At 63.6% G+C, this 26,655-nt stretch carries 23 protein-coding genes and 1 pseudogene; 10 read left to right on the forward strand and 14 right to left on the reverse strand.

The window, feature by feature from the left end:
• The first annotated feature begins 179 nt into the window (after positions 1-179).
• Both ACYG9Z_RS03950 and ACYG9Z_RS03955 read left to right on the forward strand, forming a co-directional pair.
• The gene (locus tag ACYG9Z_RS03950; RefSeq protein WP_023697001.1) at positions 180-1,205 is read left to right on the forward strand and encodes a LacI family DNA-binding transcriptional regulator; all 1,026 of its coding nucleotides are present in this window, start codon (positions 180-182) and stop codon (positions 1,203-1,205) included.
• Positions 1,206-1,366: 161 nt separating this feature from the next.
• Positions 1,367-2,842 carry an esterase-like activity of phytase family protein gene (locus ACYG9Z_RS03955; RefSeq protein ID WP_023714765.1) on the forward strand — a complete coding sequence of 492 codons (1,476 nt, stop codon included), beginning with the start codon at positions 1,367-1,369 and terminating at the stop codon, positions 2,840-2,842.
• Between the two features lie 78 nt (positions 2,843-2,920).
• Here the strand turns inward: ACYG9Z_RS03955 and ACYG9Z_RS03960 are convergent, their stop codons facing one another.
• Positions 2,921-3,715 carry a L,D-transpeptidase gene (locus ACYG9Z_RS03960; RefSeq protein WP_023705536.1) on the reverse strand — a complete coding sequence of 265 codons (795 nt, stop codon included), beginning with the start codon at positions 3,713-3,715 and terminating at the stop codon, positions 2,921-2,923.
• Positions 3,716-3,891: 176 nt separating this feature from the next.
• Between ACYG9Z_RS03960 and ACYG9Z_RS03965 the strand changes: the two genes are divergently transcribed.
• Positions 3,892-5,364, forward strand: coding sequence for an MATE family efflux transporter (locus ACYG9Z_RS03965; RefSeq protein WP_023753107.1), 1,473 nt, complete (start codon positions 3,892-3,894; stop codon positions 5,362-5,364).
• 3 nt (positions 5,365-5,367) lie between these two features.
• On the opposite strand, the gene ACYG9Z_RS03970 is transcribed toward ACYG9Z_RS03965, so the two are convergent.
• On the reverse strand, positions 5,368-6,576 hold the full coding sequence (locus tag ACYG9Z_RS03970) for an MFS transporter (RefSeq protein ID WP_031244276.1): 1,209 nt from the start codon (positions 6,574-6,576) through the stop codon (positions 5,368-5,370).
• 152 nt (positions 6,577-6,728) lie between these two features.
• On the opposite strand from ACYG9Z_RS03970, the gene ACYG9Z_RS03975 reads away from it, so the two are divergent.
• Positions 6,729-7,304 carry a TMEM175 family protein gene (locus ACYG9Z_RS03975; RefSeq protein ID WP_023682120.1) on the forward strand — a complete coding sequence of 192 codons (576 nt, stop codon included), beginning with the start codon at positions 6,729-6,731 and terminating at the stop codon, positions 7,302-7,304.
• A gap of 12 nt (positions 7,305-7,316) precedes the next feature.
• Here the strand turns inward: ACYG9Z_RS03975 and ACYG9Z_RS03980 are convergent, their stop codons facing one another.
• Positions 7,317-7,598 (reverse strand): hypothetical protein, encoded by a 282-nt coding sequence (locus ACYG9Z_RS03980; RefSeq protein ID WP_023668298.1) that lies wholly within the window; start codon positions 7,596-7,598, stop codon positions 7,317-7,319.
• A gap of 132 nt (positions 7,599-7,730) precedes the next feature.
• On the opposite strand from ACYG9Z_RS03980, the gene ACYG9Z_RS03985 reads away from it, so the two are divergent.
• Positions 7,731-8,597: an SDR family NAD(P)-dependent oxidoreductase gene (locus ACYG9Z_RS03985; protein ID WP_023753105.1), complete on the forward strand. Its 867-nt coding sequence runs from the start codon at positions 7,731-7,733 to the stop codon at positions 8,595-8,597.
• A gap of 26 nt (positions 8,598-8,623) precedes the next feature.
• On the opposite strand, the gene ACYG9Z_RS03990 is transcribed toward ACYG9Z_RS03985, so the two are convergent.
• The 3 genes from ACYG9Z_RS03990 to ACYG9Z_RS04000 form a co-directional block, all read right to left on the reverse strand.
• Positions 8,624-9,055, reverse strand: a complete 432-nt coding sequence (locus ACYG9Z_RS03990) for a low affinity iron permease family protein (RefSeq protein WP_023750938.1) — start codon at positions 9,053-9,055, stop codon at positions 8,624-8,626.
• 382 nt (positions 9,056-9,437) lie between these two features.
• Complete coding sequence (locus ACYG9Z_RS03995; RefSeq protein WP_023733062.1) at positions 9,438-10,079, reverse strand: LbetaH domain-containing protein; 642 nt, start codon at positions 10,077-10,079, stop codon at positions 9,438-9,440.
• Between the two features lie 60 nt (positions 10,080-10,139).
• Entirely contained in the window at positions 10,140-10,658 is a 519-nt protein-coding gene (locus tag ACYG9Z_RS04000) for a CreA family protein (RefSeq protein ID WP_023753104.1), read from the reverse strand.
• A 182-nt stretch (positions 10,659-10,840) separates the two neighbouring features.
• On the opposite strand from ACYG9Z_RS04000, the gene ACYG9Z_RS04005 reads away from it, so the two are divergent.
• The 4 genes and pseudogenes from ACYG9Z_RS04005 (at position 10,841) to ACYG9Z_RS04020 (ending at position 15,633) form a co-directional block, all read left to right on the forward strand.
• On the forward strand, positions 10,841-11,416 hold the full coding sequence (locus ACYG9Z_RS04005) for an SCO family protein (protein WP_023697009.1): 576 nt from the start codon (positions 10,841-10,843) through the stop codon (positions 11,414-11,416).
• An 82-nt stretch (positions 11,417-11,498) separates the two neighbouring features.
• Complete coding sequence (locus tag ACYG9Z_RS04010; RefSeq protein ID WP_023733063.1) at positions 11,499-12,371, forward strand: 50S ribosomal protein L11 methyltransferase; 873 nt, start codon at positions 11,499-11,501, stop codon at positions 12,369-12,371.
• Between the two features lie 105 nt (positions 12,372-12,476).
• Positions 12,477-14,321 carry an aminopeptidase P family protein gene (locus ACYG9Z_RS04015; protein WP_023753103.1) on the forward strand — a complete coding sequence of 615 codons (1,845 nt, stop codon included), beginning with the start codon at positions 12,477-12,479 and terminating at the stop codon, positions 14,319-14,321.
• Positions 14,322-14,444: 123 nt separating this feature from the next.
• Positions 14,445-15,633, forward strand: a pseudogene (locus tag ACYG9Z_RS04020) (integrase core domain-containing protein).
• A gap of 174 nt (positions 15,634-15,807) precedes the next feature.
• On the opposite strand, the gene ACYG9Z_RS04025 reads toward ACYG9Z_RS04020, so the two are convergent.
• Together ACYG9Z_RS04025 and ACYG9Z_RS04030 are read right to left on the reverse strand one after the other, a co-directional pair.
• Positions 15,808-16,104, reverse strand: coding sequence for an AzlD family protein (locus ACYG9Z_RS04025; protein WP_023753050.1), 297 nt, complete (start codon positions 16,102-16,104; stop codon positions 15,808-15,810).
• Positions 16,101-16,829: an AzlC family ABC transporter permease gene (locus ACYG9Z_RS04030; protein ID WP_023753051.1), complete on the reverse strand. Its 729-nt coding sequence runs from the start codon at positions 16,827-16,829 to the stop codon at positions 16,101-16,103. The genes ACYG9Z_RS04025 and ACYG9Z_RS04030 overlap by 4 nt, the downstream gene beginning before the upstream one ends.
• A 116-nt stretch (positions 16,830-16,945) precedes the next feature.
• Between ACYG9Z_RS04030 and ACYG9Z_RS04035 the strand changes: the two genes are divergently transcribed.
• Positions 16,946-17,704 carry an SDR family NAD(P)-dependent oxidoreductase gene (locus tag ACYG9Z_RS04035; RefSeq protein WP_023682129.1) on the forward strand — a complete coding sequence of 253 codons (759 nt, stop codon included), beginning with the start codon at positions 16,946-16,948 and terminating at the stop codon, positions 17,702-17,704.
• A 22-nt stretch (positions 17,705-17,726) separates the two neighbouring features.
• On the opposite strand, the gene ACYG9Z_RS04040 is transcribed toward ACYG9Z_RS04035, so the two are convergent.
• The 6 genes from ACYG9Z_RS04040 to ftsZ form a co-directional block, all read right to left on the reverse strand.
• The gene (locus ACYG9Z_RS04040) at positions 17,727-18,419 is read right to left on the reverse strand and encodes a DUF2461 domain-containing protein (protein ID WP_023753052.1); all 693 of its coding nucleotides are present in this window, start codon (positions 18,417-18,419) and stop codon (positions 17,727-17,729) included.
• The gene (gene ligA, locus ACYG9Z_RS04045; RefSeq protein ID WP_023707725.1) at positions 18,419-20,623 is read right to left on the reverse strand and encodes an NAD-dependent DNA ligase LigA; all 2,205 of its coding nucleotides are present in this window, start codon (positions 20,621-20,623) and stop codon (positions 18,419-18,421) included. The genes ACYG9Z_RS04040 and ligA overlap by 1 nt, the downstream gene beginning before the upstream one ends.
• A gap of 100 nt (positions 20,624-20,723) precedes the next feature.
• The gene (gene recN, locus ACYG9Z_RS04050) at positions 20,724-22,397 is read right to left on the reverse strand and encodes a DNA repair protein RecN (protein ID WP_023753053.1); all 1,674 of its coding nucleotides are present in this window, start codon (positions 22,395-22,397) and stop codon (positions 20,724-20,726) included.
• Positions 22,398-22,615: 218 nt separating this feature from the next.
• Positions 22,616-23,485: an outer membrane protein assembly factor BamD gene (locus ACYG9Z_RS04055; RefSeq protein WP_023668284.1), complete on the reverse strand. Its 870-nt coding sequence runs from the start codon at positions 23,483-23,485 to the stop codon at positions 22,616-22,618.
• A 263-nt stretch (positions 23,486-23,748) separates the two neighbouring features.
• Positions 23,749-24,696, reverse strand: a complete 948-nt coding sequence (gene lpxC, locus ACYG9Z_RS04060; RefSeq protein ID WP_023668283.1) for a UDP-3-O-acyl-N-acetylglucosamine deacetylase — start codon at positions 24,694-24,696, stop codon at positions 23,749-23,751.
• Between the two features lie 271 nt (positions 24,697-24,967).
• Positions 24,968-26,626 (reverse strand): cell division protein FtsZ, encoded by a 1,659-nt coding sequence (gene ftsZ / locus ACYG9Z_RS04065; RefSeq protein WP_286488131.1) that lies wholly within the window; start codon positions 26,624-26,626, stop codon positions 24,968-24,970.
• Between the last annotated feature and the right edge of the window lie 29 nt (positions 26,627-26,655).

A 26,655-nucleotide genomic window follows, 5' to 3' on the forward strand; every position in this document is an offset into this window, starting at 1 on the left:
TCCGGTCCCTCCAGACCGAATGTCACGGCATTTCCGGCATCACCGTAAACGTTTCTCCGTAAACGTTTACGAGAACACACCCGATGGCGTAGAATGTCAATCGGCTGCCAGCGAAAATCATCCCGAAGCCTTGGCCTGGGCGGCAGCCGGTGCTAGCCAAGACAGGGGGAGAACTGTCCTTGGCGTCCAGCATCCATGACCTTGCGCGTCACCTGAACATTTCGATCGGCACCGTGTCGCGGGCGCTGAACGGCCGCGCCGACGTCAATGCCGACACCCGCCAGCGCGTGCTCGCCGCCGCCAAGCAATTGAACTATTCGCCCAACCAGTCCGGCCGCAGTCTGCGGCAAGGCACCACCCATTCGATCGCCTTCATGCTGCAGCCGCATCCGGGCGACCAGCAATATGGCGAACCGTTCTTCATCCCGTTCCTGATCGGTCTGCAGGGCCGACTGGCCGAGGATGACCTGGATCTGATGGTCGTCATGGGCGAGCCCGGCCAATATCAGCAGGAGAGGCTGCGCCGCGTGGTTGAGACGCGCCGAGCCGACGCGGTCGTGTTGGCCAATACACGGCGGGAAGACGATCGGATCGACTATCTCAGCAAGGCTGGCTTTCCCTTCGCCACGCTTGGCCGAAGTCAATCCGGCGACGACACCTATCCTTCGCTCGATATCGATTTCGAGAGGGCGGGTGATGAAGCCGTCGACCGGCTGGTCGCGCGCGGCCACCGCCGCATTGCCGCCATCCGCCCTTCGCTGGATCTCAACTTCGGCTACCTGTTCCTCGACGGCTACCGCAAGGCGCTGGGGCGGCATGGCATCGAAGTCGACCCCGGCCTGATCGCCGACGGCTTCATCAACGAGGCCGGAGGCTACCAGGTGACGCCGCGCGTGATGCTCTCCAAGGACCGGCCCACAGCCATCATCTTCAACAATGACGCAATGGCGCTCGGCGGCTGCAAGGCACTGGCCGAGATGGGCATCAGGCCCGGCCACGACATCGCGGTGATCGTCATCGTCGACACGCCGCTCTGCCGTTATTTCTCGCCGGCGCTGACCGCCTTCCGTCCGTCGCTGGAGCCGATGGGCCGGCGGCTGGCCGAAATGCTGCTGGCCTCGCTTCCCGCCTTTGCCGGCCCGGAAGGTCCGCGCATCATCCGCGAAGTCTGGCCGCTGGAACTGATCGCCCGCGACAGCGATTGATCATTGCGCTCTTCCCTCTCCTACAAGGGAGAAGGAAGAGGCCCTCTCTGTCACGCAAGTATCATGTTCGCGTCCTAGACCGCTTTGCGAGAGGGCGACATCGTCGATGCGATGCGGTGGCCCCTTTGCGCCGCTCAAGGCTTGTCACAAAAAGGATCTCCATGAAAATCTCGCACCGAACCGTGTCGCTCGGCGCCGCGCTGGCGCTGTTTACCGCCCTGACCCCTGCCCTTGCCGACAGCACCGCCACCGTTGGCGGCTTCGTCAACAAGGGCCTGGTCGGCGTCGGCCGCATCCCGGCCGATCAGAAGGACAAGTTCGGCGAGACCTTCGGCTCCGGCTCCGGCATGTCCATCGACGCCGCAAGCTGGACCCGTGGCGCGGACGGCTACAAGGGCTCGCTCTGGTTGCTGCCGGACCGTGGCTACAATGTCGTCGGCACCACCGATTACCGGCCGCGCCTCAACACTATTCATATCGAATTCACGCCGACCGCACTGGGCGCCACGCCCACCTCCGGCCAGGAACAGACAGGCGTCAAGGCGACGCTTGCCGATTCCCTGCTCCTCACCGACGACAAGGGCGCTGACGCCACCGGCCTCGATCCGCTCAACGGCGTGCGCGCGGCCAATGGCGACCTGCCGATCCTGCCCGAGGCCAATGGCAAGCTGGCGCTCGACAATGAGGCGATCGCGCGGCTGCCCGACGGCACCATGTTCATCTCTGACGAATACGGCCCCAACATCTACCGCTTCTCGGCCGACGGCCATCTGTTGTCGGCAACGCAGCCGCCCGCCGCTTTGGTGCCGATGCGCAAGGGCGCGCCGAACTTCGCCTCCGACAATCCGGGCCCCGGTGCAGCCGAACCCGATCCGAAGGATCCCGAAACCGGCCGCCAGAACAATCAAGGCCTCGAAGGCATGGCGCTGACGCCGGACGGCAAGTCGCTGATCACTGTGCTGCAGTCGGCGCCCCGCCAGGATGGCGGCGATTCGCCCGCGACGCGCCAGAACACCCGCGCGCTGGTCTACGACGCCTCCGACCCGGCCCATCTCAAGCTGGTGCATGAATATGCCGTGCCGCTGCCGGTGTTCAAGGACGCCAAGGACAAGACCAAGGTCGCCGCGCAGAGCGAAATCGTGGCGCTGTCCGACAAGACCTTCCTGATGCTGGCGCGCGACAGCGGAAACGGCCAGGGGGTGAAGGGCGATACTTCGCTGCTGCGCCAGATTTTCGTCGTCGACGTCTCTGGCGCCACCGACATTGCCGGCGGCGCCTTCGATGCCGCCGACAAGCCGCTGGCGCCCAAGGGCGTGCTCGACCCCTCGGTGACGCCGGCCAAGCTGACGCCGTTCATCGACATCAACGACAACAAGGAACTCGGCCGTTTCGGCCTGCATGACGGCAAGCCGAACGACAAGAACAATCTCTCGGAGAAGTGGGAAGCAATGTCTGTGGTCAGCCTGCTCGATCCGGCGCTGCCCGACGACTATTTCCTGTTCGTCGGCAACGATAACGACTTTCTCACCCAAGACGGTTTTCAGGTCGGCGCGCCCTACAAGGCCGACGACGGCGCCGATGTCGACACCATGTTCCTGGTCTATCAGGTCACGCTTCCGGGCCTCGCCAAGAAGTAGCCGTATACGGAAAGGCGGACGCGCCCGGCGCGTCCGCCTCTAACCGTTTGTCGGCGATCAGCGATGCCGTGAAGGCACCTATTTCAAAATCTCCGCATCCCTTGGCACGCCGGCATCGATCGGCTCGGCGGTCCGGCTCGACACAGCCATGATCTTGCCCGCGGCCGACAGGTTCGGGCGCACATAGACCTGGGCTACGCCGTTGACCCGGCTGTAGAGGTCGATGATGTCCTGGTTCATGAAGCGCACGCAGCCCGACGACGCGTTCTTGCCGATGGAATCCCATTCCGGCGTGCCGTGCAGCCGGTACATCGTGTCCTTGCCGTCGCGGAACAGATAGAGCGCACGCGCGCCGAGCGGGCTCTGCGGTCCCGGCGGCATGCCGTCCTTGTATTTCGCCAGTTCCGGCCGGCGCTGGATCATTTCGGGCGGCGGCGTCCACACCGGCCATTTCTTGCGCGCCTGGATCACGGCGCTGCCGGTCCAGCCAAACCCGGCCTTGCCGAGGCTGACGCCATAGCGCATTGCCTTGCCGCCGTCGCGCACCAGATAGAGAAAATGCTCGGATGTATCGACGACGATCGTGCCGGGTTTTTCGCCGGTCGGATCGTCCACGATCTGGCGCACGAACTTCGGATCGAGCTTGGCCACGGGGATTGCCGGCAATGAAAAGCCCTCATCGACGCGCGCCGAATACATGGTGGCGGCATCGCCGAAAGCGGGCTCGGGTGCGGGTGCCGGCGCCGGCGTCGGCGGTACTGCCACATCAGTGGTTGTGCAGGCCGAAAGTGCCATGGCAGCGGCACCCAAAGCGGATGCTCCCAGAAATGCGCGCCTATTCAGGCGCTCGGAAAATAATGGATTGTCGGACATGATCCCCCCGGTTTGCGGCCCCTCGCGGCGATGACCCATAGCCCATTACGCAAGCTTTGAGAACCTGATCGCCTCAGCCGCGTTAAGCGTGATGTTCCAATGCCGCATCGACCTTGTCCGTCAAATCGGCGATCATTGCCGGGCGGACTTTGAGATGAACCTTCGCCGAACAGCCCATGGACGAAAAAATACCACCGCGCCGGCGCACCGGCGACCTGACCATCGGCCCGATTCCGCGCACGCTGCTTTTGTTCGCTCTGCCGGTGCTCGGCTCCAACGTGCTGCAATCGCTCAACGGTTCGATCAACGCCGTCTGGGTCGGCCGCTTCCTCGGTGAATCGGCGCTGACCGCCACCTCCAACGCCAATCTGGTGCTGTTCCTGATTCTCGGCACCGTGTTCGGCATCGGCATGGCCGCGACCATCCTGGTGGCGCAATCGGTCGGCGCCCGCGACCTGCCCGAGGCGCGGCGCATCGTCGGCACCAGCGCCAGCTTCTTCTTCCTCGTCTCGGCTATCTTCGCCGTCTGCGGCTGGATCTGGGTCGACGCTATCCTCAACACACTGGGCACCCCGCCCGATGCGCTGCCGCTGGCGCGCTCCTATCTGCGTATCATCTTCGTCGCCGTGCCGATGATGAATCTTCTGTCCTTCGTCATGACGGTGCTGCGCGGTGCGGGTGATTCGCGCACGCCATTCTTCTTCATGGCGCTCGCCGTCGTGCTCGACATCATCCTCAATCCGCTGCTCATTCGCGGCATCGGCCCCTTCCCCGAGCTCGGCATCGCCGGCTCCGCCACCTCGACGCTGATCGGCCAGACGGTGAGCGTGATCGCCATCCTCGTCGTGCTTTATGCCAGAAAGCATCCGTTGCGGCTCGCCGGCGCGAACCTCGCTCTGCTGCGGCCGGATCCGGCGCTGCTCAGGATCGTCGTCTTCAAGGGCGTGCCGATGGGCCTGCAGATGATCGTCATTTCGGCGGCGGCGCTGACCGTGATGGGCATCGTCAACTCCTACGGCTCGCAGGTCGCCGCCGCCTACGGCATCGCGGCGCAGCTGTGGACCTATATCCAGATGCCTGCACTGGCGATCGGCGCCGCAGTCTCGTCGATGGCGGCCCAGAATGTCGGCGCAGGGCGGTGGGACCGCATCGGTCGCATCGCGGCGTCCGGCGTCGGCTTCAACCTGGTGCTCACCGGCGCCCTGGTGGCGCTGCTGTTCTTCTTCGACAGGCCGGTGCTCGGCCTGTTCCTTAGCGGCGACAGCACCGCAATCGACATTGCAGCCCACATCAACAAGGTGGCGTCCTGGTCATTCATCCTGTTCGGCGTCACCATCGTGCTGTTCGCCACTGTGCGCGCCACCGGTGCCGTGATGCCGCCGCTGATCATTCTGGTGATTTCCGTGCTGGTCGTGCGTACCGGCTTTGCCTACTTCTTCAGGAGCTACATCGGCGAGGAAGCGCTGTGGTGGAGTTTTCCGGCGGGATCGATCACCTCGCTGGTGCTGGCCGCCGCCTATTATCGCCTCGGCCGCTGGCGCACCATGCACATGATCGAGGACCGGCCGGCCGCCGGCGAGCCGCCCGACACCGGCCTCGGCATCCCGCGCGGACGGGCAAACATGGCGCCCGGGACGCCAAACGGGTGAGGCTCAGCGCGCGTATTTGACGCCGAACCCCAGCGCTACGACAGAGAACAGCGTGATCATGCCGGCGAAGGCCAGGCTTGCCGTCGTCGGAGTGGCCCAACTCGACAGCAGCCCAATGCCGATCACCGGCAGCGCATTGCCGCAGAAGCAGCAGATGAAGAACGCCGACACCAATTCGGCGCGACGCTCGGCAGGTGCGATCTGGTTCACCACCTGCAGGCCGCCGCGATAGCCGAGCGCCGCCGCCACGCCGCACACAGCGGTGGCGGCAACCATCAGGGACATCGACGCGAAAAACTGAGCAGCAACCATCAGCCCTACGGCCGGGATCATCAGCGCCAGCGCGGCCAGCATGCCGGCGCGGCTGGACAGTCGGGTCGTGGCCAGAATGGTCGCGGCCGCAACGATCGACAGTTCAAAGAACAGCCCGCCGGCCTCGGCATGGTTGGCCACACTGAGCTGCTGCGCCAGGATGCTCGGCGCCAGGGCTGCATAGAAGCCGACCAGCGCCATGGCGCCGAAACCGGTGACCGCCGGCGCCACGAAGGCAGCGCGGATATCGCTCGGCACCGATAGCCGTGGCCGCAGCGAAACATCGGCCAGCCTTCCCGGCCGCGAAACGGTTTCCCTGGTACGCCAGATCAACAGCGTCACCACCACGAGCAAGGCAAGATAGACCGCAAACGTTAGTCTCAACGGCCAGGGCGCATATTCGGCGAGCAGGCCCGATGCCAGCGCGCCCAGGCCAAGGCCAACGAAGTTGGTGCTGGTGGCGATGATTGCCGCGCGCGATTTGTCCTTACCCTCGATCAACTCGGCAAGCCAGGCCGTGCCGGTTCCCGCACCGATGCCGATGCCAAGGCCGCTCAATATGCGGGCGACATCGAGCCAGGCGACATTCTCGGCCAGCAGGAACACCAGCGCGCTGACCACCGCTATGGCCATCGACGCCAGCGCCGCAGGACGGCGGCCAATGCCGTCGGACAAGCGCCCGAACATCAGCAATGCGCCGAGATTGCCGACGACATAGACAGCGTAGACCAGCGTCAGCGTGATCTGCGAGAAACCGAAGGCCTGCTTGTAGATGACGTAAAGCGGCGTCAGCACCGTGCTGCCGGCGAACAGAGCGGCGATCATGGCGGCAACCGCGGCCATCGCGGGCCGGCCATCGAGTCCATTTTCGCGCGTTATGGTCTCGGCATAGCTGGTCATGGCAACCTCCGGCCAATCGCCCAACGCCCAATTGCGCCCCAACGTCGATGTAATGGCGGCCGTTCCACGTGCCGAACTTCATCCTGACAACCTTGTCAGGATGGTCTTGCCCGAAATCCTCGCTTAACGTCTTCCATCGAGAGGGAGAATCCATGGGAAAAGGCAGAGTCGAGGCATTCACCGATGGCGTCGTCGCCATCATCATCACCATCATGGTGCTGGAGCTGAAAGTGCCGCATGGCGAGGATTTTTCAGCGCTTCTGCCGCTGTGGCCGATCTTTTTCAGCTATGTCTTGTCGTTCATCAATGTCGGCATCTACTGGAACAATCTGCACAACATGTTCCACACCGTCCAAAGGGTCGACGGCCGCGTGCTGTGGGCCAACCTCAACCTTCTGTTCTGGTTGTCGCTGATGCCGGCAACGACGGCCTTCATGGGCGAGAACCATTTCGCGCCGGTCCCCGTCGCCGTCTATGGCATCGACCTGGTGCTGTGCGCGGTCGCCTACACCTTTCTCGCCACCAAGCTGCACCATTTGCACGGCAACGACACCGCCTTCGCCAAGGCGCTGGGCAATGACCGCAAGGGCAAGATCTCGGTGGCCCTCTACGCCGCAGCCGTCCCGCTTGCCTTCGTCAACCAATGGATCGGCGTTGCGATCTTTGTGCTGGTGGCCGCCGTCTGGTTCGTGCCGGACACGCGTTTTTCGCGGGTGCTGGAAAAGTAGCGTAGGACGTCTCTACTTGCGCATCGCCTTCAGCTTTTCGGCAACCGACGCCGCAAGGTCGGCATAGCGCTCCTCCAGCCGCTCGGCCGCCTTGATGATCGAAAAATCATGGCCGAATTTTTCCAGCGCCATGCGCAATTTCTCGACGAACTCGGCCTGTTTTTCGAGTGCCGAAAACAAGGTCTTCACCTGCGCTTCGCTTATGTCCGGATTGGCAAGCATCTGCGGCACCTCGCGGCCCATCTGGTCGCCGGTGGCGGTCTGCTCCTTCAGGATCGCAACCCAGTCGGTCAATCGGCAGTCTCCCTGTTCGGCCGCAGCATGCACAGCCGCCGTTGATGCGGTCAACCCGAACACGCGGGACGGCCTTGCACGATGCGCGTCCCGCGCTAAGTTCGGCGCCACCCGAACCCTAGGAAAAAGATCATGACCTCCGACGCCGAAATCCAATCCGCTTTGCCCGCCCTCAGCCGAGGCAACGTCGCCGTCATCACCGGGGGCGCCAGCGGCATCGGGCTTGCCGCTGCCAAAAGGCTGGCGGCTATGGGCATGAGACTGGTGCTGGCCGACATTGGCGGCGCGCGCCTCGATGCGGCCCGCCAGGCAGTCGCCGCGATCGCCGGCGAGAATGCCGTGCTTGCCGTCGCCACCGACGTGTCGAAGGCCGACGAACTCGGCCGGCTGGCGGAAAAGACGCATGCCGCTTTCGGCGCCGTATCGCTGCTGATGAACAATGCCGGCGTCGGCAACAATCCGGGAAAACCGTGGGAGAACGGCGACGCCTGGAAGCGGATGATCGACATCAATTTCTGGGGTGTCGTACATGGCGTCGAGGCCTTCGCTCCGGCCATGCTGGCCTCCGGAGAGCCTGGCCTGATCATCAACACCGGCTCCAAGCAAGGCATCACCACGCCACCCGGCAATCTCGCCTACAACGTCTCCAAATCGGCATTGAAGACGTTCACCGAAGGGCTGGCGCACGCATTGCGCAACGAGCCGGGCGCGAAGGTCGCGGCGCATCTTCTCATTCCCGGCTTCACCTTCACCGGCCTCACCGAAGGAGCGGTCGAAAAACCCGCTGGCGCCTGGACCGGCGAGCAGGTGGTCGACTTCATGCTGGCTTCGCTGGCGCGTGGGGACTTCTACATCCTCTGCCCCGACAATGAGGTGATGCGGCCGACCGATGAAAAGCGCATGGCCTGGGCGATCGGCGACATCATCGAGAACCGGCCTGCTCTCTCGCGCTGGCACCCCGACCATAAGGACGCTTTCGCGGCCTTTATGGGAAACTGATCGTCGAACTCAGCCAAAGCCGAGACTCAGGCGGGCGCGCGTTTTTTCGCGGTGCGCTTTTGCGCGACGGCCTTCTTGCCCGCCAGTTCGGCGAGCTCGTGGTCATGGCGTTTTGCCGCCCGCTCGCATTTGTCTCTGATCTCCTCGACCTCGGATTCGGTCAGGTGCTCGATGCCGATGAAATGATTGTGGCCCTCGCTGACGCGGATCAGTTCGTCGAGCTTGGCCTGAACCGCGGCGCCGTCGCGGTTCTGGGTGTTCTGAATCAGGAACACCATCAAAAAGGTGATGATCGTCGTTCCCGTGTTGATGACGAGCTGCCACGTATCGGAGAAGCCGAAGAATGGCCCGCTTACCGCCCAGACGATAACGATGGCGCAACAGGCGATGAAAGTCGGCGGCAGGCCCGCCAAGTGCGAAACGGTGTTGGCGATTCTGGTAAACAGCTTTTCGATCATTCACATCCTCAACCGTTCAAAGCGCGACGAGCTGACCAAGGCCGCATTCATCGCTCCAACAATAAACAACCGGCAGCCGCTTCCGGTTCCCTGTCGCAGAGGGCATCGCTGGTGCAATTGTATGCACGCCAAAGGCGCAGCGCCGTGAAAAGCCGCCTTATCGGTTTGTTGCCATTAGTCACCATGCAGGCCAAAACCTGTTCGTTCCGCTTCACGGCGGATTTGTCTCCAAGCCCCTTCCGCTGCGCCACCCCCGCATGGCGGAAGGGGTCCGTTGCGTTGCCGCAGACCGGCGGAACTCTTCCCGACACGTGCCGTTCAGAATGTCGGCGCCAGGATTTCGGCCAGCCAGTCGATGAAACCGCGCACGCGCGGCGAGCTCTCAGGAATGCTCTTGCTCCCAACGATCGAGGAAATCCTCAATCGGCAAGGCCTGCATGTCGGGAACCGCTTTGGCGAGTTTCTCCGGCGGCCAGTCCCACCAGGCAAGGCTTTCGATCCGCGCCGCGATCTCGGAGGGAAAGCGCATGCGCAACGGCTTCGCCGGTACGCCGGCGACGATTGTGTAGGCCGGCACATCCCGCGTCACCACCGAATTGGCGCCGATGATGGCGCCATTGCCGATGCTGATCTCGGGCATGATGACGGCGCCATGGCCGATCCAGACATCATTGCCGATGCCGACCGCCTTGGCCTGCCGCCGCGCGCGGAACGCCGCGTCGACGCCCAGCCAGCGGAAATACTCGTTCGGCCGGTAGCTGAGCTTGTGCTGCGTGATCCGCTCGATCGGATGCTCCAAGGCATTGATGCGGCTGTTGGCGGCGATCGAGCAGAATTTTCCGATCGTCGTGTAGATCGCCTCGGCGTGGCGCTCGAAATAGGAGAAATCGCCGACATTGACCTCGCGCAGCACCACCCGTTCGCCGATCGAGGCATAGCGGCCAAGCTTGCACGCTTTCAGCTCCGCGGTCGAATGGATGCGCGGCTCGGGATCTTTCAGGACGAGGTTTTCGGTACGGTCCATCTGGCGGATTTACCCCCGCGCAATTGCGGAAGCAATTGTCGCGTTGCGCCCGGAGGATCGTTATTTCGGCTTGCCGCCGGTCCACACCACGTTCTGGCCGAACAGCGGCACGGTCGTCACCGACATTTTCGCCGAGCCGTCCTGCACTTGGCGCGAATGCGAGAGATAGATCAGCGTCTCGTTCTTCTTGTCGTAGATGCGGTTCACCACCTGCTTCTTCCAGATCAGGCTGATGCCTTGCTTGAACACCTCTTCGCCGCCCTCGCTCATGTCGATGTCGCCGATGGTGATCGGCCCGGTCTGGCGGCAGGAGATCGAGGAATCAGACGGATCCTCGAACCAGTTGCCCTTGTGCAGCCGGTCGATGACGCTGCGGTCGAAATAGGAGACATGGCAGGTCACGCCGTCGATCTTGGGATCCTTGATCGCCTCGACGATGATGTCGTTGCCGACCCAATCGACGCCGACCTTGCCGACTTCCTCTGCCGCTGCGGCACCGGCGCCAAGGGCAATGCATGCGGCCAGCGCGCCGCCGATCAGTTTCTGCCCAATCCGTCTCTGCCCAGTCCGTCTTTGCAAGGGAGCCTCCTCAGGTTCAGTTTGCCGGTCTCAGGTGGGATAAGGGCCAGCTGTTTGCAAGGTAGCGCCCAGCCCGGTTGCGGCAACGCGGCATCTTTGCCTTGCCCCCTGCGACCGGCTAAGACTGCCGGCAGAGAGGCGCCGATCCGGCGCTCGATGATTTCTGCTACGGACAATTCCTGATGATGCGTTCAATTCTGGTCGGCATTCTCGTTCTGATGGCGGCGGGCATCGGCTGGCTCACCTTTGACTTCTATCGCGGCCACTATGGTGGCGAACCGTATGGCGCGCCATTCACGCTGGTCGACCAGAAAGGCGCGCCAATCACCGAAGCCGCCTTCCGGGGAAAACCCAGCATCGTCTTCTTCGGCTTCACCCATTGCCCGGAAGTCTGCCCGACCACTTTGTTCGAAATGGCCGGCTGGCTGAAGACGCTGGGCGACGACGGCAAGAACCTCAACGCCTACTTCGTTACCGTCGATCCAGAGCGCGACACGCCGCCTGTGATGAACACTTACGTCAGCAATTTCTCCGACCGCATCGTCGGCATATCGGGCGATCCCGACAAGGTGCACGCCATGGCGAAGTCCTTCAACATCTACTGGAAGAAGGTCGACACCGGCGACGGCGATTATACGATGGATCACACCGCCTCGGCGCTGCTGCTCAATGCCAAGGGCGAGTTTTCGGGCACCATCGCCTATGGCGAAAGCGCCGATACCGCGATTGCCAAGCTGAAGCGGCTGGCAGCAGGCTAGGCATGATCCCTAAATGTGGAATCCGGTTTTCTCGGACAGAAAAGTGTTGTCCAGAGATCATGCTCAAGCAAGAGACCAACTGATGGGTCAGACCAGGCTCCACTTCATCGCTGGGAAGATCGAGGCCGACCGCATCTTTGCCGCGCTCGAGCCGGCTTTCGAGGATGAAGGCCTGCCGATCGCCGTGCTCGAAGTCGATGAAGACCGCGACATCTATGAGGTTTCGCTCTACACCGACGGCAATGTCGACGCGGTTGAGGCGCGGCTAAAAGACAGCCTTGTGGGACTGTCCCTGTCGAAGCCGATCGAGCGCGAGGTTTTGCCCGACATCGACTGGGTGGCGCGCTCGCTGGAGGGACTGAAGCCGGTGCGCGCCGGACGTTTCTTCGTCCATGGCGCGCATGACCGCCGGAAGCGCCACAGCGGCGAACTCGCCATCGAGATCGAGGCCGGCCTTGCCTTCGGCACCGGCCATCACGGCACCACGGCCGGCTGCCTCGAAATGCTGGAACGGGTCGTGCGCCGCGAACGTCCCAGGAATGCCCTCGACCTCGGCACCGGCAGCGCGGTGCTGGCAATCGCCGTCGCCAAACTGGCGCATATTCCGGTGCTGGCGACCGACATCGATCCGATCGCCGTCAGGGTCGCCGCCGCCAATGCCCGCCTCAACCACGTCAAGGCGCTGGTTGAAACGGTGACGGCGCCCGGCTTCCACCACCCGATCTTCGGCAAGCGCGCGCCTTTCGACCTCATCGTCGCCAACATATTGGCGCGGCCGCTGATGCGGCTGGCGCCTGAGATGGCCAGGCACATCAGCCTCGGCGGCTCGATCGTGTTGTCCGGCATCCTCGAGCGCCAATGCAATGCGGTGATCTCGGCCTATGTCGGCCAGAATTTCCGGCATGTCAGGACCTTGCATCGCGAAGGCTGGGTGACGATCCACCTGAAGCACTGAGACGCAACGCGCTTTGGACCAATCCGAGCCTGTTGCGATTGGCGAAAATCGATTCCGGTTTTCCGGGTCATGCGCTACGGTCGCGCCCGATACAGGAGGCATACCATGTTCCAGACCTTCGATTCCGCAGGCGACCCCAGCGTCGGCAAGCCGCGCGTGACGTTGCTGCGGCGATGGCTGGCGGATAATGGCCTCGACGGTTTCCTGGTGCCGCGCGCCGACGAGCACCAGGGCGAGTATGTCGCCGATCGCTCGGCGCGGCTGAAATGGTTGACCGGCTTCAGCGGCTCGGCGGGCGTAGCACTTGTGCAGCGTGACCGCGCCTTCATGTTCGTCGATGGCCGCTATACCTTGCAAGTGCGCCACGAGGTCGATCTCGACATTTTTGCGATCGAGAGTCTCGTCGACAACCCGCCGGCCTCCTGGATCAAGGACAATCTCGGCAAGGGCGCCAGGCTTGGCTTCGACCCGTGGCTGCACACGATCGCTGAGGTCAAGGCGCTGAAAACCTCGGCCGAGCAATCCGGCGCGACGCTGGTGCCGCTCGACAGGAACCCGATCGACATCATCTGGAAGGATCAGCCGGCGCCGCCCGTGGCGCCGGTCGAAATCCACCCGATCGGCTTTGCCGGGGAACTCGCCAAGGACAAGCTGGCGCGGCTGGTGGCGGCAATCGGCAAGGAGGGCGCGACGCACGCCGTGCTCACCGACCCCTCCTCGATCGCCTGGGCCTTCAACATCCGTGGCGGTGACGTGCCGCACACGCCGCTGGCGCTCGGCTTCGCGATCCCTGCCGCCGACGGCAAGCACCAGCTGTTCATGGACCAGCGCAAGTTTTCGCGCACGGTCGCCGCCTATCTCACCCAACTCGCCGATCTGCACGAGCCCGGCGAATTCGAGGCGGCGGTCGTTACCCTTGCCAAGGGCGGCGCCAAGATCGCGCTCGACCCGGTGCTGGCGGCGGAGAAGCTGAGAATGCTGGTCGAGGACAATGGCGGCGCATTTGTTTCAGCGGCCGATCCCGCCCGCATTCCGCGCGCCACCAAGAACCAGGCGGAAATCGCCGGCAGCCGCGCCGCGCACCGCCGAGACGGGGCGGCCGTGGCGAAACTGCTGTGCTGGCTGGAACGGCAAAAGCCGGGCACGCTCGACGAAATAACCGTTGTCACCAAGTTGGAGGAGGTGCGCCGGCAGACCGGCGAGGAAACGCAGATGCCGCTGCGCGACGTCTCCTTCGACACCATTTCAGGCAGCGGTCCGAACGGCGCCATCATGCACTACCGCGTGTCGCGCGCCACCAACCGCGAGCTGGCAAAGGGCGAGCTGTTCCTGCTCGATTCCGGCGCCCAGTATCAGGACGGCACCACCGATATCACCCGCACGGTGCCGATCGGCCAGCCGACCGAGGAGATGCGCGAGCGCTTCACACTGGTGCTGAAAGGTATGATCGGCATTTCCACGCTGCGCTTTCCCGCCGGCACGCGCGGCTCGGAAATCGACGCGGTGGCGCGCATGGCGCTGTGGAAGCATGGCTGCGACTTTGCCCACGGCACCGGCCATGGCGTCGGCTCCTATCTGGCGGTGCACGAAGGGCCGCAGCGCATCGCCCGCACCGGCACCGAAAAGCTGCTGGCCGGCATGATGCTGTCCAACGAGCCCGGCTATTACAAGGAAGGCTCCTACGGCATCCGCATCGAGAACCTGATCCTGGTGACACCGGCTGAACAGGTGGAGGGCGGCGACATCGCCATGCACGGTTTCGAGACGCTGACGCTGGCGCCGATCGATATCAGGCTGATCCGCACCGACCTGTTGACGCGCGAGGAGTTGCACTGGCTGGATACTTACCATGCCTGGGTGCTGGCCGAGATCGGCCCGATGCTCGACGGCGAGACGCTGGCTTGGCTGGAGAAAGCGACAGCGCCGCTGCCGCACGACGCCAAGATCTGAAATGAGCTTCTTTCTCCCCGTCACTATACGGGGAGGTGAGGAGCGTGTCCGAACCGGATAGATAGGTAACAGAATGGACCGATAGCATGGGTGACAGTTTTCTTGTCCGCCGGAGGACCGGCGATGGTTTGGCGAGAGACTGGCATCATGGACGAGCGGCTACGGTTTGTTGTGGAGTGTCTTTCTGGGGATGAGACGATGGTTGCGCTTTGTGCGGCCTACGGGATCTCACGCAAGAACGGCTACAATGGCTAGGACGCTATCGGACGTTTGGGCCTGAGGGTTTGCACGACCTGCCGCGAGCCCCGCTCAATCATGGCCGGGCGACAGCTCAGGATCTGGTTGAGCGGATTGTGGCGGCCAAGGAGCTGCATCCGCTCTGGGGTCCAAAGAAGATCGTGGCACGGCTCAGGCGCACGGCTCCCGAGTTCATGTGGCCTTCAGCCTCGACGGTCGGCGCGATCCTTGCGCGGCATGGGCTTGTCCGCGCCCGCAAGCGACCCCGCCTGCGGGCCTGCGGCAATGGACCCTGGCCACAGCCGCAAGAACCGAACGCGGTGTGGACTGGCGATCACAGGGCTGGTTCCGGACCCGCGACGGCTGGCGTTGCGAACCCTTGACGGTGATGGATGCGTCGAGCCGCTATCTTCTGGCGCTCGAAGCGACGGGGTCGACGGCCGATAGCGAAGCCTGGCCGGTGTTCGAACGGCTGTTTGAAGAGCATGGCCTGCCGGATCGCTTCAGAAGCGACAATGGCCCGCCCTTCGCATCGGCCGGCGTCACCGGGCTGACGCCGCTTGTCGTGCGCTTCATCAAGCTCGGCATCACCTTGGAGCGGATCGCACCCGGCAGGCCACAGCAGAACGGACGTCACGAGCGCTTTCACCTGACCATGCTGCCGATGGCCGAGGCACCGGAAGCCGACCGAACGGCACAGGGCCAGGCCTTCGAGACCTTCCGCCACAGCTACAATGAGGAACGTCCCCATGAGGCGCTGGGCATGGATACGCCCGCCCAGCACTACCGGTCCTCACAGCGCGCCATGCCCAGGACACCACCCGAGCCCGTCTATCCGGCCGAGGCCTCGGTCCGCCGCGTGCGCCACAATGGCGAGATCCGATGGAATGGCGGCTTCATATATGTCTCGCAAGCGCTGGCGGGCGAACCGGTCGCTGCGTTGGAGACCGAAGACGGACAATGGACACTCTCATTCCATGCCCACCCGCTCGGCTTCATCGACACACGGCACATGAAGCTTGTCCGCCGCAGCGCCGCGCCAACCAATCCGCTTGGCGCTGCGGCGGACGCATAGGGGGAGAGAAGTGTCACCTATGTATCCGGTTCAAAGTGTTACCCATCTATCGGCTGGACAAGCGGTCCGCGAAGCGGACGAAAAGCCAATTGCTTGGCTTTTCGAGTGACGAACGCCCGCCAGGGCAATGAGCGGCGGCGCCGACAGTTCGAAACTGTTCCGCGCGCAGGCGCCCTATGCCACAAACTGCCGCGCGAGGACCAGCACCACCGCCCCGGCCAGAAACATCGCCATCAGGCCGCCGCGCAGCGAGACCACAGCGGCGACGACCAGCGCCGCCCATTCCGCCGGTCCGGCGCTAAGTGCGGCGGGCGCCACCAGCGTCGTCAACACTGCGGCCGGCACGGCATTCAAACCCGCCTCGACGCGTGGATGGATGTGGTCGAAGCGCGAGATCACCAGATGGCCGCCGACGCGGGTGAAATAGGTGGCGATCGCGCCGGCAATGATGATCCACAAGGTCGCGCTCATCGTTTTGCCTCCACACCGCTATGGTGCGGCGGCAGGATGACGGCCAGAAGCACGCCTGCAATGGCGCCGATGGAGACGTGCCATGGCGATCCCACAGTTTTGTAGGCAATGATCGACGCCGCGGCGCTGGCGATCACCACCGGCAGCCACAGTGGCCGGTTGCGAAAGCCCATGACCAGCCCGAGGAAATAGATCGGCAGCAGGAAGTCGATGCCGAGCGCATGCGTGTCCGGGATCAGCTTGCCGAACACCGCGCCCAGCGCGCTCTCGATCCCCCAGAACACATAGACCGGCAGGCCAAGCCCCATGTACCAGGCAAAGCCAACGGTCTCGCCGGCTTCGGCCTTACGCTCGGCCACCGCGAATTGCGGATCGGTGAGCACGAAATAGCCCAGCGCTTGGCTGATAACCGGCCAGTGCGCGATTCGCCGGCCGATGCTGGCGGAGTAAAGCACGTGACGGAAGTTTACGGCGAAGATCGACAGCACGATCAGCCATGGCGCGACATGCTGGCCGAACAATTCGATGCCGACCATCTGGCTGGCGCCGCCGAAGATCAGCGCGCTCATCAAGAAAGCTTCGAGAACGGAAAAGCCGTTGTCGAAGGCGATGGCGCCGAACAGCAGCCCAAATGGCGCCGCGGCGACAACCACCGGCATCGACAGCCGCACGCCGTCCCAGAAGTCGCTGGCCACGGAATTTTCGCTTAAGGTCTCTGCCGACATGTCACATTCCCATCTCGCGCTGCTATGTAGGAGCCGGCGTTTGAAAAGTCAGACGAATTCGCTTGAGCCAACAAATCAGCGAAACTGATGTTGTAAAAACAAATGAGGGGGTTCGGATGATCGCTTATGACTTCACCGGCAGGCACGCGGTCGTCACCGGCGCCGGTGGCGGTATGGGCGAGGCGATCTCGCTGGCGCTGCTCGATGCCGGCGCCTCGGTCACCGCCATCGACGTCAAGCCGCGTCCGGCGTCGCTTGCCGCCTATGACGACCGGCTCACCTTTGCCCAGGGCGACCTCACCGACGCCGCCTTCGTCGAGCAGACCATCAATGCCGCGGGCCGCGAGCGCGGCGGCATCGATTATCTCGCCAATGTCGCAGGCGTGCTCTGGTTCGGTCGCGACAAATCGGCCCTCGAGATGGACCTCGATGTCTGGGATCAGGTCTTCAACATCAATCTGAAATCCTTCGTCCACACCGCGCGGGCGGTGGTTCCGCATATGCGGGCCGGCGGACGCGGCGGCGCCATGGTGCACTTCTCCACCATCCAGTGGTATCGCGGCGATCCGACCCCGCAGGATGCCTACCAGGCGTCGAAGGCCGGCGTCTGTGCGCTGTCGAAGTCGCTCGCCATGCAGTTGGCGGGCGATGGCATCCGCTCCAATTCGATCTGCCCGGGAATGGCGTTGACGCCGCTGCAGGCGCGCTGGGACACCGAAGAGAAACGCGCGGCCGTTGCCAATTATGCGCCGCTCGGCCGCATCGGCACGCCGCAGGACATGGCCAATGCCGCGCTATTCCTGCTTTCCGATGCGGCAAGCTACATCACCGGCATCGAACTGGCAGTCGACGGCGGTCTTTTGATGCGGATGTAGCCGTGCAGTGCGCCGGGCTGATTTAGCTCCGCGGTGCCGTGCCCTGGATCGCCCTGCCCCAGTCGAGCAACGGCTTAGCGCGCAATGTGAAATCGACAAGCTCGTCGACCAGCGCTGGCGCGTGGATGCCGGCCGGATCGATCATGTGCTGGACATAGAAGTGCCGGTTGCGGATGGCGTCGACAAGATCGGGTTCGTTGACCTGCTCGAATCCGCGCGGCGTGCGCTTCAACCGACCCTCGGTTTCGAGTTCGAAGCCGTTTTTCTTCAGCGTTGAAAGCAGTTTTCGGAACTCGGCTGGCCGGGCGATAATCGCCTTGCGCATCGCCAGCAGCAGGGGCGGCTCCGGGTTCCACCAGGCAACGTCGGCAAAGCAGCGGTCGATCCCGACATAGACGAAGAACACGCCCTGCTCCATCTTGGTGCCATCCGGCGACAGCATGGCCGACAAATGCTGGTTGTAGGGCCGCTTGTCCTTGGCGAAGCGCACGTCGCGGTTGATGCGAAACAGTGACTTCTTGCGGTCTCCGCGCAAGCCCAGACCCGCCGCCGCGAAGCGCTCCGTCAGCGTCTCGACCAGATCGCAGAACGGCTCATGCAACTCGCTGTCGTAAAGCGCGCGGTTTTCCTGGAACCATTCGCGGCTCTGGTGGAAGTCGAGCGCCTTGAGGAACGGGATGGCTTTTTGCCCGAACCCTTTGAACGAACCGGCCATCACGCCTTGCCGACCCGTTGCAGCCAGGTGTCCTCGTCGATGACTTCGACGCCGAGTTCACTGGCCTGCTTCAGTTTGGAGCCGGCACCCGGCCCGGCCACCAGCAGATCGGTCTTCGCCGACACCGAACCCGCCACCTTGGCGCCGAGCCGTTCGGCCATCGCCTTGGCTTCGGAGCGTGTCATCTTTTCCAGCGTGCCGGTGAAGACGATGGTCTTGCCGGCAACCTCGCTGTCGGTCGACACGGTGACGACATACGGCTTCGGCTTGACCTGTTCGAGCAGTCTGTCGAGCACGTCGTCATTGCGTTCATTGCCGAAGAAATCGCGCAACGCATCGATCACTGTATCGCCAATGCCGTTGATGGAGGGGAAGACGCTGTGCGGATCCTCAGCCGCCGCCGTTTCCTTGCCGACGCGGATCAGCTCCTCGATGGTCGAAAACGTCCGGGCAAGCACGGCCGCCGTCGTTTCGCCGATATGGCGGATGCCGAGTGCGAAGATGAAGCGGTCGAGCTCCGGCTCGCGGCGCGAATCGATGGCCGCGAACAGCTTGTCGAGGCCTTCATAATTGCGGTCCTCGACACCGCGCACATTCTTGCGCGCCTTGCCCGATGCCGCCTCGCGCAGCCTGGCCTGCTCCTCGCGCCGCTCGGCCAGCGCCCTGGTGACGGCCGGGCGGCGATCCCTGAGGGTGAAGATATCAGCGGCGGTCTTGACCAGTCCCGAATTGAAGAACAGGTCGATATTCTCGGCGCCCAGCCCCTCGATGTCGAGCGCGCCGCGCGACACGAAATGACGCAGCCGCTCCACAGCCTGGGCGGCGCAGATCAGCTCGCCGGTGCAGCGCCGGCGCGAATCCTCCTTGCCGGTCTTCTCGTTGATTTCGCGCGTCGCCGGCGAGCCGCAGACCGGACAAATGTGCGGGAATTCGTAAGGCACCGCATCAGCCGGCCGCTTGTCGACGACGACGCTGACGATCTGCGGAATGACATCGCCCGCCCGTTGTATGACAACCGTGTCACCGATGCGGACATCGATGCCGTCGCGAATCGGCAGGCCGTTGCTGTCGAAGCCCTTGATGTAGTCCTCATTGTGCAGCGTGACGTTTTCGACCACCACGCCGCCAACCGTGACCGGCGCCAGCCGCGCCACCGGCGCCAGCGTGCCGGTACGGCCGACCTGGATGTCGATCTTCTGCACCGTCGTCATCGCCTGTTCGGCCGGGAATTTATGCGCAACCGCCCAGCGCGGCTCGCCGGTGACAAAGCCCCAGCGACGCTGCAATTCCAGCTGGTCGACCTTGTAGACGACACCGTCGATGTCGTAGCCGAGCGACGAACGCAGCTCCTCGATCTTGTGGTAGTGCGCGATCAGCTCCTCGACCGACTTCGCCCGCACCATCAGCGGGCTGACCTTGAACCCCCATTCGGCGAATTTCTGCACCGAATCATATTGGGTCGGTGCAGGATCCGCTGTCGTGTAGCCCCAGGCATAAGCAAAAAATTTAAGATTGCGGCTGGCGGTGACGGACGCATCCTTCTGTCGCAAGGAGCCCGCTGCCGTATTGCGCGGATTGACATAGTCCTGGCCGCCCACCGCCGCCGAGCGGGCCTTCAGTGCCTCGAATTCCGCATAGGTCATGTAGACTTCGCCGCGGATCTCGATGGTCTCGGGCCAGCCCGATCCTTTGAGCTTGGCTGGGATGTCGGCGATGGTCCTGAGATTGGCGGTGATGTCTTCGCCGACAGCGCCGTCGCCGCGCGTAGCACCCTGCACGAACACACCGCGTTCATAGCGCAGCGACGCCGACAGGCCGTCGATCTTCGGCTCGGCCGTAAACGCGATGTCGAGGTCCTTGTCGCGGTCGAAGAAGCGCCGGCCACGCTCGATGAAATCGGTGACGTCCTCGTCTGTGTAGGCCTTGGCGAGGCTGAGCATCGGCACCGCATGGCGCACCTTGGCAAAGCCTTCCGCCGGCGCGGCGCCGACCCGCAGCGAGGGCGAATCCTCGCGCACCAGACCGGGAAAGCGCTCCTCGATGGCAAGATTGCGCCGCCGCAGCGCGTCATATTCTGCGTCCGTAATCGTCGGCGCGTCCTCGGCATGATAGCGCCGGTCATGACCGGCGATCTCCTCGGCCAGCCGCTGGAGCTCATCCGCGGCTTCGCTTTCGCTCAACGATTCGACTGGTTTTTCAGACATGCAGCGGTCCCTGGACAGTGGCGAGGCACCATAAATCAGGATTTCGGAAAAAGCATTCCTGAACAGCGGGATGGAGCCCAGTCCGAAAGCCTTGCGACGACTACGCTGCAGCAATATTCTCGCGTAGCAGCCGTTCGGCGGCTGCGCGCGCCTCTTCGGTGATGGTGGCGCCGGCCAGCATGCGCGCGATCTCTTCCTGGCGCGCCGCCCGGTCCATCTCGGCAATGCCGGTGGCGACCTTGTCCGAGCCGCCGGATTTGGAGATCAGGAAATGCGTTGCCGCGCGTGCCGCCACTTGCGGAGCATGCGTGACCGACAGCACCTGCACGCGCTTCGACAGCCTGGCCAGCCTTTGGCCGATCGCATCGGCCACGGCGCCGCCGACGCCGGTGTCGATCTCGTCGAAGACCAATGTCGGCGCCGAGCCACGGTCGGCCAGCGCCACCTTGAGCGCCAGCAGGAAGCGCGACAGCTCGCCGCCGGAAGCGACCTTCATCATCGGCCCAGGCCTGGTGCCGGGATTGGTGCGCACCCAGAACTCGACCTGGTCGATGCCTTCTTCCATGCGGTTCTCGCCATCGCTGGCCAGTTCGACGATGAACTCAGCCCGTTCCAGTTTCAGCGCCGGCAATTCGGCCATCACAGCCTTGGTCAGGCCGACCGCGGCCGCATGGCGAAGCGAGGACAGCTGGGCTGCGGAAATATCGTAGGCTTCGCGCGCCGCTGAGGCCTGCTTTTCCAAGAGATGCAGGCGCCCCTCGCCGGCATCAAGATCGGCGAGATCGGCGGACATGGTGTCGCGCAGTTGCGCCAGATCGTCGACGGCCACACTGTGCTTACGTGAGGCCGCACGCAGCGAAAACAGCCGCTCCTCCGCCTTCTCCAGCCGCTGCGGGTCGTATTCGGTAGCGCGCAGTGCCGCCTCGACGCCCGATTGCGCTGCATCCAGCGACAGCATCGCCTCATCCAGCGACTTCACCACATCCTCGAGCAGGCCCGGCGCTTCGCTGGCCTTGCGCTGCAGGCGCCGGAGCAAACTGGCCAGTTGCGGCAGTGGCGAGGACGGGCCTGACAGCACATCCTGCGCATCGTGTATTTCCGAGGCGATCTTTTCGGCCCGCATCATCGTTGCACGCAATTCCGCCAGCTGTGTCTCTTCGCCGGGCTGCGGATCGAGCTTTGCCAGTTCCGCCACCGAGGCCCTGAGATAATCGGCCTCGCGCGCCGCTGCCTCGACCTTGGCGCGGTGCCTGGCAAACTCCTGCTCGGCGCCGCGCCAGTAGCGCCACGCCTCGCCGGTCGCGCGGGCGGCGCCGAGATGGCCGCCAAAACTGTCCAGCAATTCGCGATGCGCGCCTGGATCGACCAGGGCGCGCTCGTCATGCTGGCCGTGGATCTCGACCAGCGCGTGGCCTATGTCGCGCATCAGCGTGACGCTGGACGGCTGGTCGTTGACGAAGACACGGGTACGGCCATCCGCGGTCTGCAGCCGGCGCAGGATGATGTCGCCGTCATCCTCGATGGCGTTTTCGGCCAGCAGCGCGCGCACCGGGTGGTTGCGCGGCACATCGAAGACGGCAATGACCTGGCCCTGGGCAGCACCGTGCCGCACCAGCGAGGCGTCGCCGCGCGCGCCAAGCGCCAGCGACAACGCGTCGAGAAGGATGGATTTGCCGGCGCCGGTTTCACCGGTCAGCACGGAAAGGCCGGGCTGGAAGTCGATATCCAGCTTCTCGATCAGGACGATATCGCGGATCGACAGTCTGGAAAGCATCAGAACCCGGACCTCAAGCAATTCCAGGAAAAGTGCGTAGCGGTTTTCCGTCCGGAATTGCGTAGAACAAAAAGTTAGGACGGTTCAGCGCCTCAATCAAACCACTGAACCGCTGTGAAGCGGCATGCGACCGATGGAGTCGCAGCGCCGCACTATCTTTTTGTTTGAGCGTCGGATCAATCCGAAAAGCGCGTTCCGCCTCAGTCGATGCTCGGGCGTCAGGCGCCGGTGATCAGCTTGCCGGCCTTGGATATCCACGATCCGGCATTCTCGCGCGGCTCAAGCCCGTTGCTCTGCAACAGCTTGTAGGTATCCTTGTACCATTGGCTGTCGGGATAATTGGTGCCGAGCACCGCAGCGGCGGTTTGCGCTTCCGAGGTCAAGCCCATCGCGTAGTAGCTTTCGGCCAGACGCGCCAGCGCCTCTTCGACATGGCGGGTGTTGGAATAGTTCTCGACCACGTTGCGGAAGCGCTTGACGGCAGCAATGTATTCGCGCCGCTCGAGATAATAGCGGCCGATCTGCATCTCTTTGCCGGCCAGCTGGTCGTTGGCGAAACGGATCTTTTCCTTGGCGTCGTCGACATATTCCGACGTCGGCCAGCGCGTCACCAAATCCTGCATCGTCTGCACGGTCTGGCGTGCTTCCTTCTGATCCTGGGTGACGTCCTTGATCTGCTTGTAGTAGCTCAGCCCGATAATATACTGGGCGTAAGCCGCGTCGTCGGTCGACGGATAAAGCGTCAGATAGCGCTTGGCCGAGCCGATTGCTTCGTCATAACGGCCGGCGCGATAGTCGGCGAAGGCGCCCATCACCATCGACTTGCGGGCGAATTCCGAATACGGGTGCTGGCGGTCGACGGCGTCGAACTTCTTGCTCGCCTCATCCAGGCGGCCGGCATTGAGATTGGCAAGGCCTTGATTGTAAAGGACGTCGGCCGGTTCGGTCTGGTCGACATAGGTCGACAGGTCGACGTCTTTCTCGGACGACATGCAGGCTGAGAGGAACAGCGATGGCACAACCACCGAAAGCGCCAGGAAAACAGCCCGATACGGCGCTTTCGATTGACCAACTCGCTTGAAGAACATGATCGGATTGCGCCCTTTCGGCGTTAGTTCAATGCCTTTCGCATGGCGTTCCCTCAAAACTGATCCCCACTTTTGAGCGACATGCGCCTAACAGACGGCAGCAGCCATAAACCATAACTGCCTTGCCCAGCAACGCTATGTCTAGCCAATCGCACATTTTTGTGGCGGCTTGGTGTTGCCCCGAATGCTACGCACTTTCACTGGCCGGTGATGCTTTCGTGCAACACCGGCCAGCGTTCAGAAAGCCAGAAAATCGTTAAGAATCAGATCACCCAGGGCGCAAAGACAGGGCCGGTGACGGCGCTCATCTCGGCGGTGCGGCCGCGCTCGCGGCGCGTGGTCTCGACGACCTCGAAGGCCGAACGGTCGGACAGAAGCCGCCGCAAAGCAGCCGCATTCATCCGGTGACCGCCGCGATAGGAGCGGAAGCAACCGATGAAACGGGCGCCGGCCAGCGCCAGATCGCCCATCGCGTCCATCGTCTTGTGGCGAGCGAACTCATTGGGGTAGCGCAGGCCGCCCATGTTGATCACCCGGTTGTCGTCGCCGATCACCAGCGAGTTCTCCAGCGAGGAGCCCAGCGCATAGCCGGCCGCCCACAGCCGCTCGACATCCTTCATGAAGCCGAAGGTGCGGGCGCGCGCGATATCCTGGCGAAAGATGTCGGGGTTGATGTCGGAGGCGAATAGCTGGCGGCCGATCGCCGGGCTTTCGAAATCGATCTCGACCTCGAAGCGCGTGCCGCTATAGGGCCTGAACTCGGCCCAGGACGCGCCATTCTCGATGCGGACGGGCTTGACCACCCTGATGTAGCGGCGCTTGACCGCCAGCGTCTCGATGCCGGCTTGGTCGATGGCTTCCACGAACGCCACCGCACTGCCATCGAGGATCGGAACCTCATGACCGTCGATCTCGATGACGATGTTGTCGATGCCGAGCCCGAAAAGCGTCGCCATCAGATGTTCGACGGTGGCGATATGCTCGCCTGCCGGATCGCCGAGCATGGTGCAGAGATCGGTCGCGCCGACTTCAGCAACCAGCGCGCGGAACTCGCGGCTCTCGCTTCCGTTCGAAAGGTGGAAGAGCACGCCGGTGTCGGCGTCCGCAGGGAGGAAATTGACGGTGACCGGTTTGCCGCTGTGAACGCCGGTACCGGTCAGCGTTGCACGCGATTTCAGTGTCGTCTGATAGTCTTGCAAGACAAACCCCATAGCCCAAACGCCTAAGTCCGCTTTAACCCAAAAGGCGCGGCTCTTTTTTATCGGCAGGCAGGGCCACTTCCCCGAATCCCAGCACACCGAAAGTGCTGCGGCAAAGATAATGGTCTGTCAGGGAGACTCCAAATCACGGTTTCTTACTCTGTGTAACCGCGACAGACCTTGAGCGTCACATCGTAACGCCTTGTTATTAAACCACTTTAAACGTTAACAGGCAGACAATCTCTCGTCTGCCTGTTAACAAGTGTTACATACCGTTAACGGCTCAGTTGGCCTGGCGGCGCAGGAAAGCCGGTATCTCCAGCTGGTCGTCTTCCTGGGTCGACCTGGTCTGCGGCGTCAACCGGCCCTGATCGTCGAGCTGGCCGCGGCGCGGCGCGTAAAGCTGCGGATCCTGGCTGGCAAGGCGGCGCATTTCCGGCGCCGCCTGGCGCAGTTTCGGTTCGCGCGGCTGTGCCGGCTGCAACCGGGCCGGCTCTTCTTCGCGGCGCGTCAGCCCGTTGGTCAGCCGCTTGAGCAGCCCCATCGGCCCGCTGTTTTCATGGTCGGCCGGACGGCCCTTGGCTTCCACCTCGGCCCGCACCACCGGCGGAAAATCCTCCACCCGCGGCATGCGCTGCGGTGCGGCAGCCACCGGCTGCGGCATTTCCCGCAGCGGCGCCGGTTGCATCACCTGCTGCACGACAGGCTGCGGCTGGGCAGGCGGGGCCTGGAAGATCTTGCTCTGCGGGCGGAAATCTTCCGCCTGGGCCATCGGCGCCGGACGAGCCATCGCCGCCGCATTAGCCTCGGCAAGCTGGATCGCCTCGGCCACCGGATCGGCCGCGCGCTGCTCATAGGTCTGCTGCTGGACCGGTGCCGGACGGCCTTCCGCCCCCGGAGCCGCTGGGCGGCTGACCGGCTTCTGCTGCGGCGGCACGGCCCGGATCGAGATCGGCGCCGCGGCAATTTCAGCTGCCGATTTGTCGATGCCGGTGGCGACCACCGAGACGCGGATGACGCCTTCGAGTTCCTCGTCGAAGGTGGCGCCGAGGATGATGTTGGCGTCCTGATCGACTTCCTCGCGGATGCGGGTCGCGGCCTCGTCGACTTCGAACAGGGTTAGGTCGCGGCCGCCGGTGATCGAGATCAGCAGGCCCTTGGCGCCCCTCATCGAGGTCTCGTCGAGCAACGGATTGGCGATCGCCGCCTCGGCGGCGGCCATCGCGCGGCCCTCGCCCGAAGCTTCGCCGGTGCCCATCATCGCCTTGCCCATTTCGCGCATCACCGAACGCACGTCGGCGAAGTCGAGATTGATCAGACCTTCCTTGACCATCAGGTCGGTGATGCAGGCAACACCGGAGTAGAGCACCTGGTCGGCCATGGCGAAGGCGTCGGCAAAGGTGGTCTTGTCATTGGCCAGCCGGAACAGGTTCTGGTTGGGGATGACGATCAGGGTATCGACACATTTCTGCAGCTCCTCGATGCCGAGATCCGCCGTCTTCATGCGGCGCTGGCCTTCGAAATGGAACGGCTTGGTGACGACGCCGACGGTGAGGATACCCCGTTCGCGCGCCGCGCGGGCAACCACGGGAGCCGCACCGGTTCCGGTGCCGCCACCCATACCGGCGGTGACGAAGCACATATGGGTGTTGGAGAGATGATCGATGATCTCATCGATGCACTCTTCCGCCGCCGCACGGCCCACTTCAGGCTGCGAGCCGGCGCCGAGCCCCTCGGTGACATGCGCGCCGAGCTGGATCAGCCGCTCGGCCTTCGACATGGTCAGCGCCTGTGCATCGGTGTTGGCCACGACGAACTCGACACCGCGCAAGCCCGCGGTGATCATGTTGTTAACGGCATTGCCGCCGCCGCCGCCGACACCGAATACGGTGATCCGCGGCTTGAGCTCGGTGATGTCCGGCTTTTGCAGATTGATCGTCATTGTCTCCGTCCTTTGCCTTTCCCGCCGCT

It is taken from the genome of Mesorhizobium sp. RSR380A (assembly GCF_054719385.1).

Bases quoted from the DNA above. Each gene is read 5' to 3' on its own strand.
- ACYG9Z_RS03955 (WP_023714765.1), top strand. From the start codon at position 1,367: ATGAAAATCTCGCACCGAACCGTGTCGCTCGGCGCCGCGCTGGCGCTG.
- ACYG9Z_RS03960 (WP_023705536.1), bottom strand. From the start codon at position 3,715: ATGTCCGACAATCCATTATTTTCCGAGCGCCTGAATAGGCGCGCATTT.
- ACYG9Z_RS03965 (WP_023753107.1), top strand. From the start codon at position 3,892: ATGGACGAAAAAATACCACCGCGCCGGCGCACCGGCGACCTGACCATC.
- ACYG9Z_RS03970 (WP_031244276.1), bottom strand. From the start codon at position 6,576: ATGACCAGCTATGCCGAGACCATAACGCGCGAAAATGGACTCGATGGC.
- ACYG9Z_RS03975 (WP_023682120.1), top strand. From the start codon at position 6,729: ATGGGAAAAGGCAGAGTCGAGGCATTCACCGATGGCGTCGTCGCCATC.
- ACYG9Z_RS03985 (WP_023753105.1), top strand. From the start codon at position 7,731: ATGACCTCCGACGCCGAAATCCAATCCGCTTTGCCCGCCCTCAGCCGA.
- ACYG9Z_RS03990 (WP_023750938.1), bottom strand. From the start codon at position 9,055: ATGATCGAAAAGCTGTTTACCAGAATCGCCAACACCGTTTCGCACTTG.
- ACYG9Z_RS03995 (WP_023733062.1), bottom strand. From the start codon at position 10,079: ATGGACCGTACCGAAAACCTCGTCCTGAAAGATCCCGAGCCGCGCATC.
- ACYG9Z_RS04005 (WP_023697009.1), top strand. From the start codon at position 10,841: ATGATGCGTTCAATTCTGGTCGGCATTCTCGTTCTGATGGCGGCGGGC.
- ACYG9Z_RS04010 (WP_023733063.1), top strand. From the start codon at position 11,499: ATGGGTCAGACCAGGCTCCACTTCATCGCTGGGAAGATCGAGGCCGAC.
- ACYG9Z_RS04015 (WP_023753103.1), top strand. From the start codon at position 12,477: ATGTTCCAGACCTTCGATTCCGCAGGCGACCCCAGCGTCGGCAAGCCG.
- ACYG9Z_RS04025 (WP_023753050.1), bottom strand. From the start codon at position 16,104: ATGAGCGCGACCTTGTGGATCATCATTGCCGGCGCGATCGCCACCTAT.
- ACYG9Z_RS04030 (WP_023753051.1), bottom strand. From the start codon at position 16,829: ATGTCGGCAGAGACCTTAAGCGAAAATTCCGTGGCCAGCGACTTCTGG.
- ACYG9Z_RS04035 (WP_023682129.1), top strand. From the start codon at position 16,946: ATGATCGCTTATGACTTCACCGGCAGGCACGCGGTCGTCACCGGCGCC.
- ACYG9Z_RS04040 (WP_023753052.1), bottom strand. From the start codon at position 18,419: ATGGCCGGTTCGTTCAAAGGGTTCGGGCAAAAAGCCATCCCGTTCCTC.
- ligA (WP_023707725.1), bottom strand. From the start codon at position 20,623: ATGTCTGAAAAACCAGTCGAATCGTTGAGCGAAAGCGAAGCCGCGGAT.
- recN (WP_023753053.1), bottom strand. From the start codon at position 22,397: ATGCTTTCCAGACTGTCGATCCGCGATATCGTCCTGATCGAGAAGCTG.
- ACYG9Z_RS04055 (WP_023668284.1), bottom strand. From the start codon at position 23,485: ATGTTCTTCAAGCGAGTTGGTCAATCGAAAGCGCCGTATCGGGCTGTT.
- lpxC (WP_023668283.1), bottom strand. From the start codon at position 24,696: ATGGGGTTTGTCTTGCAAGACTATCAGACGACACTGAAATCGCGTGCA.
- ftsZ (WP_286488131.1), bottom strand. From the start codon at position 26,626: ATGACGATCAATCTGCAAAAGCCGGACATCACCGAGCTCAAGCCGCGG.